The sequence below is a fragment of the Leptolyngbya sp. 7M genome (genome assembly GCF_018128485.1).
In genome coordinates, this window is the sequence record NZ_CP070897.1 from 6,616,408 (window position 1) to 6,636,060 (window position 19,653).

Here is a 19,653-nt window from a genome sequence, read left to right on the forward strand (position 1 = left end):
GAAGATTTTTAAGTTTGGGTGGTGAACGGAGGGCGCAATTATCGCGCCCTTTTCTCATGCTGATTTTTCATTCTGATCGTGATTCGCTTTTCTCCAGTCACTCAGTAGTTACTCAGTCAAAGGCCGCCACAATGTAATCCTGGAGCATCAGGCAGTACTGACCCATTGGCAGAGGTTGCCCTAGCTCAACTGTGGGAGGTGAAGTCATAGGAGAGGATTGCGGTTGGTCATAGACCCGTTGGTAATGCACAAGCGCAACATCAAACCGACAGGGCAGTTCGGCCTGCTCTGGGTAGGTAGACAGAAACAATTGCGCCGCCCGCAGCAGTTTCTCTTGTTTGGCCGGAGTAATGGCTAGGAGGCCATCTGCATCCCAGTTGCCGGAACTGCGCGCCTTGACCTCAACAAAGGCAAGCCAGGGCTGGGGCGTTTCTGTGAACGCTACTAGATCCAATTCACCCCAGCGACAATGCCACCGCTGCGCCAAGATTTGCCAATTAGCGCGGCGAGTTCCTCACCGCCTACACGCCCTACCAGCCCGAAATCGCGCAGGGCACCTTGCAGATGCTGTTCGAGTTCCAGACCCAGGTCGCGCGCCTCTATGGCTGCGCGGTGGCGAACGCCTCGATGTACGACGGTTCGACCGCAATGGCCGAAGCGTATTTGATGGCACAGCGTGTAACGCGGCGAAACAAGATCGTCGTTGCTACGAGCGTTCATCCTGAATATCGCGAAGTTGCAAGGACCTATACACAACACGGCGATGCTGACATCGTCGAAGTTCCCTTTGATGAAGCGACAGGCCGTTTGGCCGACACTTCGGCTCTTGATGACAAAACGGCTGCGTTGGTGGTGCAATCGCCAAACTTCTTTGGCTGTATCGAGGACCTTCGTTCTTTGGCCGATGCTGCTCATGCGGTAGGATCCTTGTTGATTGTTGTGGTGACCGAAGCGATCTCGTTCGGTCTGCTAAAGTCGCCGGGATCGTGCGGGGCAGATATCGTCGTTGGTGAGGGGCAGTCATTCGGAATTCCAATGAGCTTTGGCGGGCCACACGTTGGCCTGTTTGCGACGCAGGAAAAGTTTGTTAGGCAGATGCCGGGAAGGCTTTGTGGTATAGCGTATGACAAGAACGGCAATCGTGGATTTACGCTGACTCTTTCGACCCGCGAACAGCATATTCGACGAGAAAAAGCGACATCGAATATTTGCACAAATCAAGGCCTGATCGCACTTGCCGCGACCATTTATATGGAAGCAATGGGCAAGCAGGGCTTGCGGGAAGTCGCCGAACAGAACGCCCAAAAAGCTGCCTACGCGAAGAATGCTATCGCAGCATTAGACGGATATTCGATCCCCTTCTCCGCTCCGACGTTTAATGAATTTGTTGTTCGCGGACCGAAACCCGCAATCGAACTTCTCGAAACGCTTCGCGCCGAAAACGGCATTATCGGCGGCCTCGCTCTATCGAAATATTACAACGGCCGGGAGAATGATTTCTTGGTTTGTGTAACAGAGACCGCGAAGAAAGCGAATATAGATAACTTGCTGGCTGCTATCAGCAGTTGAGAATTTTGACTGCCATCGGTCACTCAAAGAGTCAATTAGAATGAACAATCTCGATCGCAGACGAAGATCCCCACCCATGCCCCAGACTGGACCGACCGCAATCCCTCCGATCCAGGTATCACGCTGATCGAATTGTTCGCTTATTTAACCGAGATGCTGCTGTATCGGCAAAATCAAATTACCCCAGAACTGATGGGTACATTTCTGAAGCTAATCAACGGACCAGAATGGGCAAAAACACAGGTGTTGCAATATGGTGATGCCTGGATGAAACACCCGGAAATACTTCAGCAAACGGTGCAACAAACGGTACAGCAATTACGTTCACATTATCGAGCCGTGACGCATCAAGACTTTGAAGCCTTAGCGGTTGCTGCTGCGCCAGAAGCAATTGCCCGCGCCCATTGTCTACCCCGCCGCAATCTAGAGCTGACTAATCCGGCCACTCGTGCTGTTGATCAACCCGGCCATGTCAGTGTAGTGGTGGTTCCACATCACAGTCCCTATCAGCCGAATCTCGATCTGAATCAAACGATCTGGCAGGCGCTAGATTCCCGCCGCTTACTGACGACGCAAATCCATGTGGTGAATCCCTACTATCTGGATATCGGAGTCCGGCTGACCCTGGTGTTGCAACGAGATGCCCAGGAAGAGGAGACACGCCAACGGGCCGTTCGGGCATTGCAAGCCTTCTTCGACCCCCTCACCGGCGGCTCCCAGAAAGCCGGCTGGCCGTTTGGGCGTAGTGTCTATGTCTCCGAGATTTATGCGCTGCTCGATCAAGTATCCGGTGTGGATTATGTCACGCCGACGAATCATCAGGATGAGCTAGTTGTCGCAGATGCGGAACGCCTAGTTTATTCTGCTACCACTCCCCACCAGCTCATTGCCGTCACCCTGTTTCCCGAAGAATTGATTAATGCCCCCAACATTGATCTCCACACAATTACTGTGCAATCGCCAATCACACCATTGTTTTCCCAAAGTTAGCCATGCCGTCTGATCTGCCGAATCTGCCAAACCAACTGCTTGACTACTTGCCTACGCTCTACCGCACCGATCCGCTGATGGGTCAGTTTCTGCTGGCGTTTGAAAAGATTTTGCTGGGACGACCGGATGGTATTCCCTTTCCCAACCCCAACCCCGCCAGTCATCTGCTGCCAAAGCGCACCAACCAAGGACTGGAAGAATCGATTGTCTAATTCTTGCCACACCGTCGGAAAGAAAAACTCGGCACTGGCACTGACCCCGCCGCCGATAATGATCGCTTCTGGCGTCAGGACATAGACCAAACTGGCTAAACCGGCACCCAAATCACGCCCATAGGCTTGCCAAAACGCGAGGGCTTCTGGATCACCGGCTCTGGCTCTTGCGCCTAGTTCATCGGGTTCCAGTCCGGTGCGTCGTCGAATCGCTCGAACGGAGGTGTATTGCTCTAGTGAGCCGTTATTGCCGCTGTTGCACTCAGGTCCATCTGGGTTGAGGGTAATCAATCCCAGTTCGCCCGCCGATCCGTCATGTCCGGTAAACAGTTTGCCATCTAGAATCACGGCACCCCCAACGCCCGTGCCCAAGGTCAGCAAAATCAGGTGTCGCAAGTGACGACCTGCCCCCAGCCAATATTCCCCCATGCCGGCACAGTTGGCATCGTTAGCTAACACGGTTGGTTTGCCGGTTTTTGCTTCCAACCAATCGGCCAGTGGGATGTTATGCCAACCCGCTAAATTGATTGCCACTCGCGCAATTCGGCCAGCCGCATCTGCCGGACCTGGAGTGCCAACGCCGATTGCCACGGTTTTACCCGCTGGATCAATCTGCTCGATCGCAGTCACCATTGCCGCCAGTACTGCTTCTGGATAGGCAGGTTGGGGAGTCGGTACGCTGAGCGACTGCAAGCAATTCCCCTCTGCATTGAACCGGCCCAGCTTGATGGCACTACCGCCCAAATCAATCCCAATTACTTCTTCGCGAGAATGGTCCGCTACCGTCATACTGCCTTCTATACCTTCTGTCTATAACCTGATTTATCGGTAATTTAGAATACTTTCAACCATAATCTGAATTCAGCTCCATTGCGCGTTGAGTACAGTGAGGGGCAACAGACCAACAGAAAGGCGTGATATAAAACGATATAATCCTCGCAGGCTTTGCCTTACAAGTTTCGGTACGCGAAGATTAGATAACCTATGGTTTTGAAAGCGGTTCTGTTTGATTTCAATGGCGTGATTATCAATGACGAGCCGCTGCACCAGAGGTTACTAGAGCAGATTTTAATCGAAGAAAACTTGCGTCCCAAATCAGAAGAGTTTCGGGAAGTCTGTCTAGGCCGGTGGGCAGTTTTGGGAAATATCATCTACCCACGATTCGCAGTCGGCTGGAATTGACCCAATTGTGCGGCCAAAATAATGCCGATATAGTGTCTGCGTTAGAGTAAAAGCCTGAAACTGTGCCAGACGTTCTTCCTCGCTGTAGGTGCCAACGTAGGTAGCGTGGTGAATAAATTTGCCAAACAGCAGCTGGCAATCTCCTGCATACTTGCGAGTATCAAGAATGTGATAATGCCAAACTTCATCAACTTCAACCGTAGGAGCTAGCTGGAGGTGAGGATGGCGATCAACAAGGTACAGAAACTCAAGATAATCGGCAATGGCTCGGACAATGCTTTGAGGAGCACGTTGGGGTTGAGCTTGTATGAGCTGAGACGCAATCGGTCTTAGATCAAGCAAACGAACTTTCTGCAAAAACCGTTGAAATCCGAGCGGTACATCCTGGTTTAATTGGGGCGTGGCTGTCATTGGTGTACTTCCTGGGGAAAGGTAGGGCCTGCGCTGCTAGCAGCTTCTCATCCATTCAATCTTCTTCAATCTAATCAGAGTTGCCGGAATCGAAAGTCAGGTCCTGTCACCCGAAAGTCAGGTAGAAAGTCACCATTTGGCTGGATAGTACAATTGAACTAAATAACGCTTTGGACAGACGGCGAAGCTAGGCATAGTTTTTATAACAGTTCTAGGACCGTTGCACTAGGCCGTTGAAGTAAACACCAATTCAGCAATATAGCAATACCGTTATGTCAATCGAAGCGTTACGTAAAAGCAGTATGATGGCCCACCTGCTGGATGCACTAGAGGCAGGTGAGGATATCGGTCACTATGGCCGCCTGACCTTGGCTATGATTGCCCGTCACTTTATCAGCGAAGCGGAACTGATTGAGTATCTGCAAAAAGATTCCGATTTTAGCGAAACTGAAGCGAAAGCGCTCGTGCAGCAGGTGCAGGGAAAGGACTACAACCCACCCAAGCGCGACCGGATTCTAGAATGGCAAAGCCAACAAGAGTTCCCGATCTGCCCCAATCCAGACGATCCAGATGCCTGCAATGTCTACCGGGATCTACAGTTTCCAGATGAGGTGTACGAGCACATTTCCAGCTATCACGAGCAGAAAGCTGGGTAGATAGCTATGCTCTGTCCTGAATAATACGAGTCAGCAAGGCAAAACCAGTTTTGTCAAAATGCTTTGGCAAAATCAGCCAACCGAAGCCCGAACCCAACTGATGCCGTTGCTGAACGCGGAAGCCCGCCAAATTATTGATGCCATTTCCACTGCTCAAACAGAACCTGGCCCCTAATACATTTCACCTTAATACATTTCACAACTCACTTGGAACTGATCTAGCTGAGGCTGAGGGCGAGCCATCAAGGACCATTTTTTCCAAAGCAGTTTGTAAGTCCTGGGTTAGTTCAGCCACCGCTTGCCGTCGGTTAGTTTGATGAGCTGCTCGGCGAGCTGTGACCGAAATCGGCTGAGCGATAGTGATTTCCACGCGCTGGGGACCTAATCGGGGGCGTTTGGTAGGGTCTTTGCCCTTCAAGCGCGTCACTGTGTCCCACACCAAAAGTAGAGTTTCAGCTAGTCGGTCCACCGATGGTTTTTCTAAGATGTAGCGTCCCGTAACGCTAACAAAGGTTTCTACTAAGCGCATGTGCCAGAGCCGCAGAGCCGATTCTTCTGCAATTCGGTCGGCTAATCCGCGGGCCGCTGGAGGAAGCTGAGCTAGATTGTCCAAGTCTTCTCGATAGATCCACTCCCATCCCGCCTGCTCTAACCGCCGACAGCGATCGGTAACGGTTCCCTTGGGTTGGAGGCCGAAGTATTGTTCCGCAACGCTAAGAGCTGCATTCATCAATCGCTGGAGTCGGGCAGCGATAACATCGTTAACGCTTAGGGGCGATTCTGCCTCAGTTACTGGGATTTTGAGATTCTGGTGATAGAACTTGCTGTAAAAGTCCTCCATCACGGTCAGCAAATGTTCGCTCAGGCGCAAAAGTCGTCGATAAAGCAATAGCTGCTGCGGACTCACCGTAGAGGGAACGCCCGTGATTTCCGGTAGATCGGCAGCAGTCGGGACGGTTAACCCACAATCGGCTTCAAGCTGAGTTAGTAGCTGGGCAATTGCGTCCCAGGGCGGAGCTACATAGTAGTAACGAATGCCGATTGGCACAATCAGCACCTCTTGATCACGGTCGGTTTTGTGCAGATCCTCCACACACCAGAAACCAAACTGAGCAATTCCCGGTTCAATTGGGCTGACAATTTCTACTGCCAATCCTGGCTCAATTAGAAAATCTCAAGGCTAGCTGCGCAACCCCAGTTCCTGAACCGGTAGCGCACCAGCAATTGCAAGCTTTTATTCGTAAAATTTGCCAAGCTCAACCTGACGCCTTTCGGCCAATGCACCCATCAAGCTAAGCCCAAGTTTAATCTGTGGGGTAGTGGTTCTTGTTTAGCGGTTAGAGATTTAGAGATTAAGGGCTAGGCACCAGACGAATCCGGCCCGCATCCATTTCTGACATTAACAGTTCCAGGGCTTCATAATCGGCGTCAGAAATATAGCCTAAACGGCTCAGCTCATAGTTGATCTCGTTTTCGATATCGGGTGTCAACTGTTTGATGTACAAAGCTTTGGCAACAAGTTGACGAATCACATGGGTTGTTTTCATGGTCCATCTACTTCAAATAGTGGTGAGGGCGATTTCAGGTTAAATCTTCGGCTAGACCCTGTCTAACTCCCATGATCACTATCATTGGCTAGCGTGATATCTATCACAGGGTGCTATTTCACGAATCTAATCCCTTACTCCAGCTTGAGCGAGCAGAATTCCGGATTTTGCAGAAGATTTGCAGAAGATTTTAATCTGAGGCTTTGGCTTGAAGGGTTAAGGCTATGACCTTCTCAAACGCTAGAGCAACTCCTTTTGAATTAAGGGCGATTCTACCGTTGCTAGTCCTACGAATGGTGGCTTTAAGACTTTTTTAAACTAGAGGTGAAGTATATAGAGCCGTACTGATACCCGACATAGAAACGATCACGGGCATCAGCTGACTTTCGAGCAGCTGAGATAAAGCCCAGATGAAGATTTTGTATTGTCCTATACTTAGGGCTGTATTTTTTTACTCAAAACTTTAAAGAGGGAATTTTGAAAGATGAAGATTCTGCAAATCTGGTTGAATCTAGTACTCTATCTATAGACGTTCCCTAGGCGTCAAAGCTATTGTCTGTACATTCCAGAAAAATGGTTTCCCAGGATTCGCAGTCAGTATTACCGCTCCGAAGACAGGATCAAACGATGCAGGAAAGCTCTTTCGCTCACTCCGGAACAACTGTTATTCAACCCCATGGTCAGATTAATTCAGCGAATGCAGCCACGCTTCAGCAGCAGCTAGCTGAAGTTGTTTCGCCATCGAGTTGAAGGAACTTGCCAGGGTATCAATTTCCGTAATCAGACCGGGTTCCACCTGCTGATTGAGTTCCCCTTGAGCCAGCTTGTCGGAGGCTTGAGAAACTCGCTGGATCGGCTTTGCCACCCAACGAGACGTGAAGATCCCAATTGCGATCGCCGCCGCTAAAGCTCCTAGGCTCAACCACAGAGCATTCCGGCGACCCGCATGGATTTGCCCCATAAAATCTGATTCGGGAATGGTAAGAACTACCAACCAATCTAAATTGCCATCCTGAAACGGAAAGACTTGAACATATTGCCATTCTCGATCCAGGTTGAAATCGAGTTGGTGAACCGACTGAATGTCGTTGAGTTGGTTAAAACGACGATTGAGATGCTCGGCGGTTGCTCGAATCGTGGCATTCGGGCTGGCGGTGGCCAACAGTCGTTCGCTCGCTTCGCCTTCCCCAACCACCATCGCCTCTTCAGACGAAGTTGCCACTAGTCGTCCTGATCGCTCCATAATAAACGCAGTGCCGGTCTGACCAATCTTTAGGTTGCGCAAGAACAGACTCAATTCCTGGGGCAAGAAAAGGTCAGTCCCACAAACTCCTATCAGCGCATTATTGGCTGGATCATAGACCGGAAAGCTGGCCGTAATTGTAGGAAATAAGGTGGAAAAGGCAAGGTAAATGTCACTCCAAGCTTCTCCACCCGCTGTCTTTGCAGCCTGATACCAGGGACGCACCCGTGGATCAAAGGGTTTATCAAAACGGCCCCTAGGCACAGTGCGATTGCCCCGATCATCCAAGACAAAGCCCTGGCGGATAAAGTTTGTATCCGCATTGCTGAATTGCAGCACAATTTCCGTGCGGTCTTGCTCCGACAGCCGCCTGGCTCCCAAAAAACCCCTCTGCTCATCCCCACAATACACAAAACTTAGGGTTTCATAGAGCTGCAACTGTTGCCAAAAGTGATAGTATCCCCCGGGGTTACTGACATCAATATCTCCCTGGGCAAAGGCGGTGGCATTCAGGCGGTTGATGGCCTTGGGAAGGCTAACGTAGGTCTCTAGCCGTTCCGTAATCCGACTGGTCAATTCGGTGCGGAGCTGACTGGCAACCTCGTTAACGGACTGTTGCATATCTATTCCTGAAACAGCAACGCTATTTCCATCAGGACTCCAATCGATACTCACTAGACCATTGGAATTGAGCTGTGTTGTCCACAGAGGGTTTGGCAGAGCTATGTCCCAAACACTGACACGGCCAAAAAAACTCAACACGGCAAGTCGCTGTCCATCTGGTGACCATTCAAGATCGCTCACATCGCCATCATGTTGGAAAGCTCGAAGCAAGTTTCCTGAGGCAGAGTGATATAACATCAGTTCCCCGTTAAGCGTTCCAACTGCGATGCTTTGACCAGCTGGGCTAACTTCAAGCGCCAAGTTCGCGTAGTCGGGTGTCTGGCCTGAAGCTCTCAATGCCAACCCGAAAAAAGTAACAATCAGACTTGAAATGATAAGTATAAGATTTTGGCGCATGCGATTTCTCCGGAATAACGACTCATTCAAGTGATGGTATCAGTCTGATGAGTGTTAACTGCATGAAATCATTCATCCAGTTGAAACGCGCATCACCCGAATTCCTATTCGATGAAGGTGGGTTTAAGGTCTGGTTATCGTCACAACCGTCAGGGCGATTGCAGTAACCTTCCGCATCCCGTTCATTGGGTTTCCACGTTCGATTTCTGAAGCCACCTTGCATCTGGATGCGATACGTCCAATTCAGAAACATATCTGCAGCGGATTCCTGATATGACGCTTCTAGTACCGTTAACCCAGACGCAACCTGATGTGGAGGTGGATTCTGCTGGAAATCTGTGAAATTTGGCAAAGTCGGATTTTGACAACGCTCATCAATTCCCTGAGATGCATAGATTGAACTAGGACCGCTTCCCCACCCGCGTTCACCTCTTGACCAACCGACTGGCGCGGCGTTACGACCAGGGCCACATGGGACAACAGTGTGGTGTCCCATGACCCAGTAGAATTCCTGATCCTGAATTGTAAACATCCCGCCTGCTAATGCATCCGTAATTGACTGATTTCCACCCTGATCAGCCTGGTTGTCAAATATATGGCCTAATTCATGAACGACAAGGTAATTCGAGAAACCACGAGCAATGGTTCCGCAGACGGTCGTACGTGGCACTGCGTTAAGAACGTTGACACAGTAAGGCAGATGGCTGACACGGACATAACGGATGTTCCCTTATTCCACCGCCACTTCAGTCAGTATTTGACCCATCCAATCCTGTCCTTGCTCATCGGACTGGGTGGAATTTCTCTGGCAAACACGGCAAGCGCTCTACCTGTATTAGAACAACCTCCCCTACTGATGGCCCAATCCACTGCCCTCGCCGGAAATTGGCGGCTGGCTAACATGACCGAGGATCCGACTCCCACCCCGATGGTTCCGGCTGGCGAACTCACCGTCGAGTTTGCTGGCGATCGGATTTCCGGATCGGGCGGCTGCAATCGGTTTACAGGCAGCTTCAACACGGAAGGGAACCAGTTGCAGGTTGGCCCGCTGGCTTCCACGTTTAAAGCCTGTGAACAAACAATCATGGACCAGGAAATCCGCTATTTAACCGCCCTGCAAGGCGCTCAGCGCTATGAACTCGATGATCAAGGCCAGTTGACGATTTTCTACCAAACGGAACAGACATCGGGCGTGCTGCGCTTTACGAATCAAACCGTTCGAGGCATGTGGTGAGCTGTTATGTTTGCACAAGTGCCAGAACGCCAAATGCATTGGGTTCGCTGGGTCCTGACGGTCGGTTGGCTGCTGGTTATTGCCTCGTTGTTCTATGACCCCTGGACCGCCGCCCTCACCACACCCGATCATCCCTGGAGTCCGCTGCGGTTGACTGGCGAATGTGTGCCGGTGCAGGGCCAATGTGTCGAGGAGCAGCCCTATCCAATCGGAGCCACCTTATTTTGGGGCGCGATTGTGCCCTCGGGTATCTTGATTTTGCTGGTGTTTGGGCATGAACTGTGGCGACGGATTTGTCCTTTGTCGTTTTTGTCCCAAATTCCCCGTGCGCTGGGCTGGCAGCGTCAATTCAAGCGAGAAAACGCCCAAACTGGTAAGGTGCGCTATGAGTTGGCTAAGGTGAAGCCCGATTCCTGGTTGGGCCGCAATTACGCCTATGTGCAATTTGGCTGGCTGTTTGTCGGACTGTGCGGGCGCATCCTGTTTTTCAATGCCGATCGGCTGGTGCTGGGTCTGTGGCTGCTATTTACGATTGGCATCGCCATTGCAGTCGGTTACTTCTATGGCGGCAAATCCTGGTGTCAATACTTCTGCCCGATGGCTCCAGTGCAAACCATTTTTAGCGAGGGTGATACAGGCATCGAGGGTGGCAATATTGCTGCGTCCGCCAAAGGCCCGCACCAGTTCCCGAGCCATCTCAGTTGCCCCACCAGACAACTGCACTGCACCCCCGTCTTCCACGTCTTCATCTTCTCGGCCAGGTGTTTTAAAGTCGAAGTGTTTGATACCAAAGTAGAAGATCACGAAGTAGAGCGCAAAGAATAAGGGACCGAATGCCAAGATTAACCAGGATCTGGTGCCCAAACTATTAAACAAGATAAAGTCAATTGCTCCTTGTGAGAACGTAAATCCCATTTTGCCGCCCATAGTTTGAAACAACCACTGACAAAAACCAGCGATTAACGCATGAACGCCATAGAGCAGCGGTGCGACAAACATGAACGAAAATTCTAGCGGCTCAGTAATCCCGGTCAGAAATGAGGTGAAGGCTGCCGAAAACATCAAGCCGCTGACTCGGCCCCGATTTTTGGGATAGGCCGCTCGCCACATCGCAATTGCTGCACCTGGTAGCCCAAACATTTTGAACCAGTAGGCTCCACCCAGAATGCCTGCTGTTTTATCTCCGGCAAAGAAGCGGCGGATATCGCCTGTCACTACTTGATTGGTCGCTGGATCCACAAAGCGGCCAATCTCGAAGAAGAAAGGCACGTTCCAAATATGATGCAATCCGAACGGCAGCAGCAAACGTTCTACCACGCCATAGACAGCAGCAGTTATAGCTGTGTTGGCACCACTAGCCGTCACATTCGCCGCTACATTAATAGCGTTGCCAATTGGCGGCCAAACCACGCTCATAATGATGGCTAACAGGATGGCGCTCAGTCCTGTCACAATCGGCACAAAGCGTTTACCGGCAAAGAAACCCAGGTATTGGGGCAACTGAATCCGGAAATACTTGTTAAACAAATAAGCGGCTAGGCAGCCCACCAACAGCCCACCAAATACACCGGTATCCAGGGTATTGATTCCCATTACCGGCTTTAAAACATTGATGGTTTCGGGCAGACCTTTGGCTACTAGCTCTTCTGGACTCAGGCGCGTGACTGTCGTTGGGTCCAGCCCTTTGGCAATAATGTCCTGCGGTGACAAATAGCCAAAAAAGGTTTGGGCTGCCGCACCCAGGGCCGCCAGAAACCAGGTGCTTGGCGATGCCGATGGCTTAATCAAAAAATTGATTTGCATTTGCGCTGCACCGATTTCCAACTACTTCGCCGCCTTTCGCACAGTGATCCCGTCCGATAGCCACTGTGCCTTGCTGATGATCGCCGAATCCTGCCTGGAGCTATTTCAGGAACTCGTGAAAGAATTTAATGGCACGGTGGTTTACCAGAAAACAGCCCAGGAAGCCAGCAAAGGCACCGCCATCTACGAATACACTTGGAACCACACCACACTCCACGCCCGTAGCGTCGATCCAACCCTCACTTATCTGCAGACCCTGTTTCCGCCCGACAAGGAACTCAAACTCGTTGAACACATGTATCATCATTTTGGTGATGAAGTGATGATGCACCTAGAATATTTGCGCGTGAACGGCACTGCAATACCGGCAGCACTACAAATCGTTCGCTATACCACATCAGAGCGATTACAGGAAATCATTAAATACCACGAAGACAACGGTGCATTTATTGCCAATCCCCACACCTACATTCTGGAAGACGGCGGACGCAAAACGATTGATCCAGTGCAGTTAGAGTTTAAGCAAATGGTCGATCCCTATGGCCTGCTCAACCCCGGCAAAATGAAAGCCTGGGACCAGCGCCATAATGAACGAGCTATTTCAGAGTTACAGCCATGATTACAGAACCACTGATTTTACACTTGCAATCCGTTGAGCTGACCGATGAGCAATTCTACCGTCTCTGTCAAGCTAATGACGACCTGCAATTTGAACGAACGGCCAAAGGGGAATTAGTAATTATGCCGCCCGTAGGAGGAGTCAGCGGCAATCGAGAAGCAGGATTGATTAGCCGAGTTTGGTTATGGAATGAGGAGACAAACTTAGGCAAAGTTTTCAGTTCCTCCACGATTTTCAGGCTACCCAGCGGCGGAGACCGCTCTCCGGATGTAGCTTGGGTGCAACTAGACCGCTGGAATGCACTCACTCCAGAAGAACAAGAGAAATTTCCGCCTATCTGTCCGGATTTTGTGATTGAGCTACGCTCACGGACTGACACTCTAAAAGCATTGCGCGAAAAAATGCAGGAATACCTGAATAGCGGTCTGCGGCTCGGCTGGCTGATCAATCTCCAAGACCAGCAGAAATAGCGAAACCCATAGGCCGTAACGGCAAAGCCAGTGGGGACATTCACTCCCTTGGGCGTAAGCTGCTGAATCATTTCTCCCAGCGAAGCATTTTTACCACCCACTAAACCCACGTCTTCGATGCCGACCTGATCAAACCAGAGGATAAACGCCTGATCTTTAGCAGTGACTGGAGAAGACGACTGGGAAGGATGAGCTATGAACATGGATTGGCTCCTAAATTGTGATCAAAAATCGACGCTTAAGGCAAGATCAGAAGTGCAAATCGGCAAACATTGATTGATTGTCGAGTAAGCGATTACAGCAAAGTAGAGGCAATTTTCAACAACGCAACTTCAATAAAATGTGGTGATCTAGTGTCGAAGTAACAGTAGAGAAATGGCCGTATAGGGTTATAACGTTCCACAGCGATTGCAATCAGGTAGCTAGATTAAATATCAATAGGAATGTTAAGAAAACCAACAACAATGCTCGTAAGACTGAATTTTAAGCATAACTAAATCTCTTCGAGGCAAGGTAAGAAGAAATTTGAAGCGGTAAAAATTAGCAGCTGATTTAAGGTTAGCTTAACAAGTGCAACTCAATCCTGGCAATTAAAGAACCGTGGAGAAAAGCGGAGAAAATCTATCGCTAGATGTACGAAATGTAACTGTATTGATTAAGCTAAATTGGTTGAGCGGATTTTTCTTCCCCCACTTGGATGATCTAAATCGCTTCTGGAAAGCCAGTTCATCCATCCACACAGGCAATGACGAAGCCAAATGATTTGGATTGACACAAAATATTGTACAGACTTGGCTTGCACTCGTTTTAGGAAGATCCTTGTGTATCCAGCGCTCCATCATGATGATTCAGCCAGCTTTACCCCCGCTTCTGACTTCTGACTCCTCCAGCTGCAGCTAGAGCAAACGGTATCAATCTGTACTATTCACTTTAAACTTCATGATTAGATGTAAATTGAGTCATTGTCGTTAGGAGTGGAATGGCGTGAATGCAGCAGAACAGGCGATTGGGGTGACTGTGGCTACCAAAATTGCTGCCGTTGTCAACCTGTTTAAGTCGCACTTTCCCGATGCAAAGGCTGATTTGCGGCCCTGGGCCAACGATCCAGATACTCGTCAACTACTATGCCGGAGTCGGTGACGACACGCTGAACGCTGTGCGAGGCAATGCAACTATCTATGCTGGCGACGGTGCAAACACAATCATAACTGGAGCCGGTGATGATTTAATCTATGCCGGTGCAGGAGATGATACGATTCATGCTGGAACTGGAACAAATACAATTTACCTGGGTGAGGGAAATAATTCGATTACCTCAGTTGGAAACGATACAATCTACGCGGGCAGTGGTATCGACACCTGGACGTTTAGCCCTGGTGAAGGAGTCGCCACCATTTTCGGATTTGGCAGCAATGACAAGATCAACCTGAGCGGGTATAAGAGCGATTTCACCGGAGCACTCACTGCTGCCGATCTGAGTCTGGAGCAGGTCGGCACCGATGTGGCAATCAAAATTACAGCCACCGATGATGTCCTGGCAATTCTGAAATGGACGCAGGTGAATGCGATTAGCAGCAGCAATTTTCAGTAGCTTGCAAATAAGCTGATTTTGATTGCGAGGTATGATCTCCCCCTGAATCTCTCTTGACAAGGGGGTAGGGTTGATTATCTACATGATCAACCACTGTTTCACTCTTTTACTAAACGTGGGAGCTATAGGGGATACCGAACGGGATAGCAATTATCTGTTATAAATGATAATAACTTGCAATAGATTTTGATACTGAACTAAGCAGGTAGTTCTATGGTCTCCATCTCGCACCAGGCTTGGCAAGATTCCGGAGGAGAAAGAGGGGAATTTGTGCAGACTGATCCCTTCGATTCCTTGGATCTGACTTGGTTCCATCCTAATGACATCGAGCAAGGAATAATGCGATCAATTCACTTGCGGGAGGGACTCAAACTGGAGATTTTGGATGTGCCATTGGGGTATGAGTCTTCGAGTGTTCAGTCAGAGACCCTGTGTGATCAGATGGAGTTCCACTTTCACCTCCAGGGATATCATGAGGATGGGTTGACACGAGTGGGCAACCGCGAGTTTTGTATTCGGGGAATTGGGGTGGACCCAAAGCACTGTTTGTATTCACCCGAGGGCAAAGCCCTAGAGGTCTGGCTGTGGGTTGAAGTGGAGGTGTTGCGATCATTTCTAGGGGCTGGGTCGAGAGAGTTGCCTCCAGAAATTGCCCATTGGGGCAGGATCCGGCCCGCCTCAGCCGCATGTCGTTAATTGATGAACGGGGAGAGCGCTACATTCGGTTGAATTATCTGGCAACCGTAGGCAGCCACGCGGTGAATGGGGTTTCGCAATTGCATACCGAATTGCTGAAGCAGACGGTTTTCCGAGATTTTTACCAGCTATATCCCGACAAATTCAGCAGCAAAACCAATGGAGTCTCTCCACGCCGCTTCTTACTACAGACGAATCCCGAACTGGCCAATTTGATCACCAGCAAGCTGGGTCAGGGCTGGATTCGCAATCTCGACCAGTTGAGAGAGTTGGAAGCTTACGCCACCAATCCAGGCTTTCGGAGGGAATGGCTGCGGATCAAGCAGGTGGCCAAACACGAACTGGCTACTCGCATCCGCCACCAGACCGGACTTGAGGTGAATCCCAACTCGCTGTTTGATGTGCAGGCGATGGTGATCCACGAATACAAGCGGCAGCATTTGAACCTATTGCATATCCTCACGCTGTACAACCGGATCAAAGCCAATCCCCAGGTTGAAATTACGCCTCGCACCTTTATCTTTGCAGGCAAAGCTGCCCCCGACTACTCCACTGCCAAGCTAATCATCAAGCTGATCCATGCCGTGGCCGATCTGGTGAATCGCGATGCCGCTGTGCGGGACCGCTTAAAGGTGGTGTTCCTGAAAGATTTCAATATCAAAACCGCCCAGCCTATCTATCCGGCCATCGACCTATCCGAGCATATTTCCCTGGTCGGTACCGAAGCGGCTGATACCGGCAATATGATTGCCGCCCTGAATGCGGCCCTGATTATCGGCACACCCGACGGCACCAACCTAGAACTTCGCGAAGCGGTAGGAACTGACAACTTCTTCCAATTCGGATTAACGGCAGCAGAAGTGCAGCAACGGCGCAGCCAATATAATCCCATGACGCTCTATCAGGCAAATGCCGAACTGAGGGAAGCCATCGATTTACTATCCTCTAAGCAACTAACCCAGGGCAACACCGAGCTATTTCAGCCGCTCATCAACCTGCTGCTCTACAGCGATCCCTATCTGCTTTTGGCCGATTACCCCTCCTATGTAGCTTGCCAGGAGCGAGTCAGCCGAACCTATCGCGATCCAGAGGAGTGCAGGGCAAGGTGGTGCTCTGATGATTCATGCACCTCAGTCGATTGAAATCATCTCTACAGCAAATAGCGGTAATGGCACTGGCATTTTTACAGGCCCTGAAGGCAGTGGAGCTAGCGGCAATGGTGGCACCCTTACTATTACAACAGGGCAGTTAACGTTGCAGGGTAATGGAGCACAAATCTCAAATGAAGTTGATGCTGAATCAACTGGCAACTCAGGTAACACATTGATCAATGTCAATCGCCTGATAGCTACAGACGGTGGCCGGATCCGGACTGGAACGCTGAATACGGGGCAAGGTGGTAATTTAGAAATTACTGCTGCTAGCTCGGTTGAGCTATCCGGAGTTTCAAGCATAGGTGAAGATGCAGAACCCAGCGGAATTCTGACGGGTACGTTTGGATTGGCAGATGCTGGGGATTTGATACTTACTACTCCGCAGCTATTGATCCAGGGCGGAGCTGCCATTACGGCCTCTACGGTTGGTCTTGGTCAAGGGACCTCTACTGGAACAGGTCGAGGAGGAACTATTACTATCAATGCTGACACTATTGAGATTGCTGGGGAATCGGCGGGTGGATTGTCTAGCAACATCGTTAGTGAAGCGGGCAGCTTGTTCGGCATTCTCAATCCGAAATCACGAGCACCCGGAGGCACGATTCGCGTGGCAACTAGACAACTGACGGTGCGAGACGGTGCGACAATCTCGACCCAAACCATTGGCGCAGGCGATGCAGGCGATTTGATCATCAATGCCACTGGAACTGTACAACTTTTGGAGGGAGATTTACGGACTCGCACAACCGGAACTGGCAATGCGGGTGATTTGACTATCGCAGCTGGACAGTTAACCATGCAGAACGGAGAAGCAACCGCGGCGACAAACAGTGGGGGAGGCCGTGGCGGGAACATAGTTGTAGCAGTTGGAGGAACAACTGAGTTAATTGGTGGTCAGGGTGGGTTAGCGGCAACGTCATTTAGAAGCGGGGATGCGGGGAATTTGACGCTACAAACGAACCGATTAATTGTGCGAGATGGGGCAGGGGTGATTACAGAATCAATTGGGAGAGGACAAGCTGGTAATTTATCGATTATTGCTCCAAGCGGTGTTGAGGTGAATGGAGGGTGCATCAGGCAAATACCAGCCATGACATCCCAAGGCCGTTGCAGATAGGTAAGCGCTGCGATATGTAATGCTCCAGGAGCCAGTAGATCATCGCTGTTGATCCAGGTCATCAGCTCGCCGCTTCCTCGCTGAAACCCTTTATTCAGTGCATTTGCTTGACCGTGATCGGGTTCAATTACAATCTGGGTTACTTGATCTTTGTAGCGTTCCAGAACACTGACTGTATTATCGGTCGAACCACCATCTACAATAATGTATTCTAAATTACTGTAACTCTGGTTCAGAATCGAAAGAATCGTCTCCTCAATATAGGCACCTTGGTTGAGAGAAGGGGTAACAATCGTGATTTTAGGCCAAGCAACGCCTTGTGGTTTCAGTGCTTCAAAAATTGATTTAAGGTGACTAAACGGGCAAAAAGGCCATAGCTTACCTTGCTGTTGAGGCCAGCGGATTAAATCTCCTTTACTGTCACCAATCTGATCGACTTTACTGAAACAAGCATTTGCCTCTTTGATCTTTCCTTCAACAATTCGCTGTATCCCATCGTTGAAATGCGAAGCACCCACTTTACTCTGAACCCATTCCTCTTGGGGTTGCAACGCCAACACCTGATTATAAGAATCGATCGCCTCATCCCAACGCTCTAACTTCGCCAACACCTCACCCAGGTTGTAGTGCGACCAGAGAAAGTCTGGATTTAGCTTGATCGCCTGTTGATACGCCTGAGCCGCCGCCTCCCACTGTTCCAATTGCTTCAGAGCATCACCCAAGTTGTTATGCGACCAGGAAAAATCCGGCTCCCGCTCGATGGCCTGCCGATACGCCTCAACTGCCGCGTCCCACTGCTGGGATTGCAGCAAAGCATCACCCAACTGATGATAGCCCTGTCCGCTTGGTTGCAACTGCACGGCTTGGCGTTAGTGGGGAATTGCAGCCTCGTGCTGCTCCTGCCGACACAGGGCCTCAGCAATGTGAACGTGGGCATCGGCGCAGGTTGGATCTTGTTGCACCGCCCATTGGTAGCAGGCCAAAGCCGATTCAATGTGATCCTGCTGCCAAAACAGTTGCCCGAACCGACACAACTCCACCGCAGTTGCCAAGGTCGGTTGCAGCGAGAGCGCCTGGAAAGGGTGGCCGGAGGTTCCGCATCATCCTCAATCCAGATAATACTTCCCGATGGTTGGCAAGTTCGTTCAAGCGCGGAACGCCGCGGGAGATCGGAATTTCTGGTAACTGATGTTTCAAGGGCCGTATTTGTCGTAGCCAAAGATCTTCGTTCGACACAGGTAAAGGTTGGTGACTTCGAAGTAGAGATCGCACTCAACAGTTCCTGGCATTTCTCTGACACGGAAGCCTCAAGAATGGTCGAGGAGATACTTGTTGCTTACAAGGGGATCTTTGGAACTATGCCTTCAAGATCGGCTCAACTGGCGATCTTGCGTCCCCCGGTCGAGCGCGCGCCGGATTTTTGGGAAGCAGAAACTCGTGGGAACACTATCATCATCATCTCATCGGACACGGCATTCAGCGACCGTTCCCAGCAACGCCTGCACGAGCAGCTCCGGCACGAGCTTTTTCATTTATGGCTGCCGAATGGCGTCAGGCTGACCGGCGAATATGCCTGGTTTTATGAAGGCTTCGCTCTTTACAGCTCACTGAAACTCGCGGTAAAGGTCAGGCGAATACGCTTTCAGGACCTTTTGGAAACTTTGTCTCGCGCTTACGCGATCGACAGCCGCCAAAATCCGAGAACACCGCTAATCGGACTCTCTCAACAAATTGCGGGTCCCCCGAACACACAGACATATGCCCGCGGACTCCTTATCGCCTTTCTCGTGGATCTTGAGCTAATGCGCTCGTCCAGCGGGAGTTCCGATTCTGCAAGTTTAATGCGGAGCATCTTTCGGGAATTTAAGGATCGTGATAAGCCCGTCGATGCTAATGAAGCTCTCATGTCGATACATATCCTCCGCAATGCCGCCCAAAGATTCGTATTCGGCTCCGAAGCGATCGACCTTGTTAAGGAATTGAACGGAACCGGTGTTGAGGCTGTTCAAGGCTCCGGACACACCAAACTTTCAGTAAAGAGCAAACTGAACGGACGCGAACAAAAGATTTTGGACGGCTTGGGTTATAATAGTTGGCGCGGTTCGCCGCGGGTTCAGAAGCGATGAGAAGTTCGTTTGC

General features: G+C 50.4%; 17 protein-coding genes and 6 pseudogenes. 12 read left to right on the forward strand and 11 right to left on the reverse strand.

Going from position 1 to position 19,653, the window contains the following annotated elements:
- Window positions 1–112 precede the first annotated feature (112 nt).
- A pseudogene (locus JVX88_RS35570) lies at window positions 113–493 on the reverse strand (YraN family protein); the annotation flags it as partial.
- Between the two features lie 20 nt (window positions 494–513).
- Here JVX88_RS35570 and gcvPA point away from each other — a divergent pair.
- Window positions 514–1,569, forward strand: a pseudogene (gene gcvPA / locus JVX88_RS35575) (aminomethyl-transferring glycine dehydrogenase subunit GcvPA); the annotation flags it as partial.
- 132 nt (window positions 1,570–1,701) lie between these two features.
- Window positions 1,702–2,559: a baseplate J/gp47 family protein gene (locus tag JVX88_RS35580; RefSeq protein ID WP_211623713.1), complete on the forward strand. Its 858-nt coding sequence runs from the start codon at window positions 1,702–1,704 to the stop codon at window positions 2,557–2,559.
- On the opposite strand, the gene JVX88_RS35585 is transcribed toward JVX88_RS35580, so the two are convergent.
- Window positions 2,556–3,560 (reverse strand): ROK family protein, encoded by a 1,005-nt coding sequence (locus JVX88_RS35585; RefSeq protein WP_211623715.1) that lies wholly within the window; start codon window positions 3,558–3,560, stop codon window positions 2,556–2,558. The two genes, JVX88_RS35580 and JVX88_RS35585, sit on opposite strands and share 4 nt — an antisense overlap.
- Before the next feature lie 330 nt (window positions 3,561–3,890).
- The gene (locus tag JVX88_RS35590; protein ID WP_211623717.1) at window positions 3,891–4,364 is read right to left on the reverse strand and encodes a glycine-rich domain-containing protein; all 474 of its coding nucleotides are present in this window, start codon (window positions 4,362–4,364) and stop codon (window positions 3,891–3,893) included.
- Window positions 4,365–4,636: 272 nt separating this feature from the next.
- On the opposite strand from JVX88_RS35590, the gene JVX88_RS35595 reads away from it, so the two are divergent.
- Window positions 4,637–5,020, forward strand: coding sequence for a hypothetical protein (locus JVX88_RS35595; RefSeq protein WP_211623719.1), 384 nt, complete (start codon window positions 4,637–4,639; stop codon window positions 5,018–5,020).
- A 196-nt stretch (window positions 5,021–5,216) separates the two neighbouring features.
- On the opposite strand, the gene JVX88_RS35600 is transcribed toward JVX88_RS35595, so the two are convergent.
- The 4 genes from JVX88_RS35600 to JVX88_RS35615 form a co-directional block, all read right to left on the reverse strand.
- Window positions 5,217–6,173, reverse strand: coding sequence for a hypothetical protein (locus tag JVX88_RS35600; protein ID WP_211623721.1), 957 nt, complete (start codon window positions 6,171–6,173; stop codon window positions 5,217–5,219).
- 199 nt (window positions 6,174–6,372) lie between these two features.
- On the reverse strand, window positions 6,373–6,567 hold the full coding sequence (locus JVX88_RS35605; protein WP_036002502.1) for a hypothetical protein: 195 nt from the start codon (window positions 6,565–6,567) through the stop codon (window positions 6,373–6,375).
- A 685-nt stretch (window positions 6,568–7,252) separates the two neighbouring features.
- Window positions 7,253–8,830: a cache domain-containing protein gene (locus JVX88_RS35610; RefSeq protein ID WP_211623723.1), complete on the reverse strand. Its 1,578-nt coding sequence runs from the start codon at window positions 8,828–8,830 to the stop codon at window positions 7,253–7,255.
- Window positions 8,831–8,852: 22 nt separating this feature from the next.
- The gene (locus tag JVX88_RS35615; protein ID WP_211623725.1) at window positions 8,853–9,500 is read right to left on the reverse strand and encodes a hypothetical protein; all 648 of its coding nucleotides are present in this window, start codon (window positions 9,498–9,500) and stop codon (window positions 8,853–8,855) included.
- A gap of 30 nt (window positions 9,501–9,530) precedes the next feature.
- Here JVX88_RS35615 and JVX88_RS35620 point away from each other — a divergent pair, with 30 nt between their 5' ends.
- Window positions 9,531–10,064 carry an META domain-containing protein gene (locus JVX88_RS35620; RefSeq protein WP_211623727.1) on the forward strand — a complete coding sequence of 178 codons (534 nt, stop codon included), beginning with the start codon at window positions 9,531–9,533 and terminating at the stop codon, window positions 10,062–10,064.
- Between the two features lie 33 nt (window positions 10,065–10,097).
- Window positions 10,098–10,889, forward strand: coding sequence for a 4Fe-4S binding protein (locus JVX88_RS35625; protein WP_317134686.1), 792 nt, complete (start codon window positions 10,098–10,100; stop codon window positions 10,887–10,889).
- Window positions 10,890–11,027: 138 nt separating this feature from the next.
- On the opposite strand, the pseudogene JVX88_RS35630 reads toward JVX88_RS35625, so the two are convergent.
- Window positions 11,028–11,867: pseudogene (locus JVX88_RS35630) on the reverse strand (PTS transporter subunit EIIC); the annotation flags it as partial.
- 43 nt (window positions 11,868–11,910) lie between these two features.
- Between JVX88_RS35630 and JVX88_RS35635 the strand changes: the two are divergent.
- Window positions 11,911–12,486 carry an FAD-binding oxidoreductase gene (locus JVX88_RS35635; RefSeq protein ID WP_211623732.1) on the forward strand — a complete coding sequence of 192 codons (576 nt, stop codon included), beginning with the start codon at window positions 11,911–11,913 and terminating at the stop codon, window positions 12,484–12,486.
- Window positions 12,483–12,950, forward strand: a pseudogene (locus JVX88_RS35640) (Uma2 family endonuclease); the annotation flags it as partial. The gene JVX88_RS35635 and the pseudogene JVX88_RS35640, both read left to right, overlap by 4 nt.
- Before the next feature lie 47 nt (window positions 12,951–12,997).
- Here the strand turns inward: JVX88_RS35640 and JVX88_RS44815 are convergent.
- A pseudogene (locus JVX88_RS44815) lies at window positions 12,998–13,159 on the reverse strand (hypothetical protein); the annotation flags it as partial.
- 866 nt (window positions 13,160–14,025) lie between these two features.
- Here JVX88_RS44815 and JVX88_RS35650 point away from each other — a divergent pair.
- The 4 genes from JVX88_RS35650 to JVX88_RS40160 all read left to right on the forward strand — a co-directional run bounded on the left by JVX88_RS35650 (window position 14,026) and on the right by JVX88_RS40160 (window position 17,514).
- Window positions 14,026–14,547, forward strand: coding sequence for a calcium-binding protein (locus JVX88_RS35650; RefSeq protein ID WP_211623736.1), 522 nt, complete (start codon window positions 14,026–14,028; stop codon window positions 14,545–14,547).
- A gap of 213 nt (window positions 14,548–14,760) precedes the next feature.
- A complete protein-coding gene (locus tag JVX88_RS35655) occupies window positions 14,761–15,243 on the forward strand; it encodes a hypothetical protein (RefSeq protein WP_211623737.1) in 483 nt (160 codons plus the stop codon).
- A complete protein-coding gene (locus tag JVX88_RS35660) occupies window positions 15,234–16,385 on the forward strand; it encodes a glycogen/starch/alpha-glucan phosphorylase (protein WP_211623739.1) in 1,152 nt (383 codons plus the stop codon). The genes JVX88_RS35655 and JVX88_RS35660 overlap by 10 nt, the downstream gene beginning before the upstream one ends.
- Window positions 16,360–17,514 carry a hypothetical protein gene (locus tag JVX88_RS40160; protein ID WP_225931297.1) on the forward strand — a complete coding sequence of 385 codons (1,155 nt, stop codon included), beginning with the start codon at window positions 16,360–16,362 and terminating at the stop codon, window positions 17,512–17,514. The genes JVX88_RS35660 and JVX88_RS40160 overlap by 26 nt, the downstream gene beginning before the upstream one ends.
- Before the next feature lie 20 nt (window positions 17,515–17,534).
- On the opposite strand, the pseudogene JVX88_RS44820 reads toward JVX88_RS40160, so the two are convergent.
- Window positions 17,535–18,374: pseudogene (locus tag JVX88_RS44820) on the reverse strand (tetratricopeptide repeat protein); the annotation flags it as partial.
- A 9-nt stretch (window positions 18,375–18,383) separates the two neighbouring features.
- Window positions 18,384–18,554 (reverse strand): tetratricopeptide repeat protein, encoded by a 171-nt coding sequence (locus JVX88_RS44825; protein ID WP_410503820.1) that lies wholly within the window; start codon window positions 18,552–18,554, stop codon window positions 18,384–18,386.
- 18 nt (window positions 18,555–18,572) lie between these two features.
- On the opposite strand from JVX88_RS44825, the gene JVX88_RS35670 reads away from it, so the two are divergent.
- The gene (locus JVX88_RS35670; RefSeq protein WP_410503746.1) at window positions 18,573–19,640 is read left to right on the forward strand and encodes a hypothetical protein; all 1,068 of its coding nucleotides are present in this window, start codon (window positions 18,573–18,575) and stop codon (window positions 19,638–19,640) included.
- Window positions 19,641–19,653 lie beyond the last annotated feature (13 nt).

Coding starts and splice junctions, on each gene's coding strand:
- JVX88_RS35585 (WP_211623715.1), bottom strand. CDS start 3,560: ATGACGGTAGCGGACCATTCTCGCGAAGAAGTAATTGGGATTGATTTG.
- JVX88_RS35590 (WP_211623717.1), bottom strand. CDS start 4,364: ATGACAGCCACGCCCCAATTAAACCAGGATGTACCGCTCGGATTTCAA.
- JVX88_RS35595 (WP_211623719.1), top strand. CDS start 4,637: ATGTCAATCGAAGCGTTACGTAAAAGCAGTATGATGGCCCACCTGCTG.
- JVX88_RS35605 (WP_036002502.1), bottom strand. CDS start 6,567: ATGAAAACAACCCATGTGATTCGTCAACTTGTTGCCAAAGCTTTGTAC.
- JVX88_RS35610 (WP_211623723.1), bottom strand. CDS start 8,830: ATGCGCCAAAATCTTATACTTATCATTTCAAGTCTGATTGTTACTTTT.
- JVX88_RS35620 (WP_211623727.1), top strand. CDS start 9,531: ATGGCTGACACGGACATAACGGATGTTCCCTTATTCCACCGCCACTTC.
- JVX88_RS35625 (WP_317134686.1), top strand. CDS start 10,098: ATGCATTGGGTTCGCTGGGTCCTGACGGTCGGTTGGCTGCTGGTTATT.
- JVX88_RS35650 (WP_211623736.1), top strand. CDS start 14,026: ATGCAAAGGCTGATTTGCGGCCCTGGGCCAACGATCCAGATACTCGTC.
- JVX88_RS35655 (WP_211623737.1), top strand. CDS start 14,761: ATGGTCTCCATCTCGCACCAGGCTTGGCAAGATTCCGGAGGAGAAAGA.
- JVX88_RS35660 (WP_211623739.1), top strand. CDS start 15,234: ATGTCGTTAATTGATGAACGGGGAGAGCGCTACATTCGGTTGAATTAT.
- JVX88_RS40160 (WP_225931297.1), top strand. CDS start 16,360: ATGATTCATGCACCTCAGTCGATTGAAATCATCTCTACAGCAAATAGC.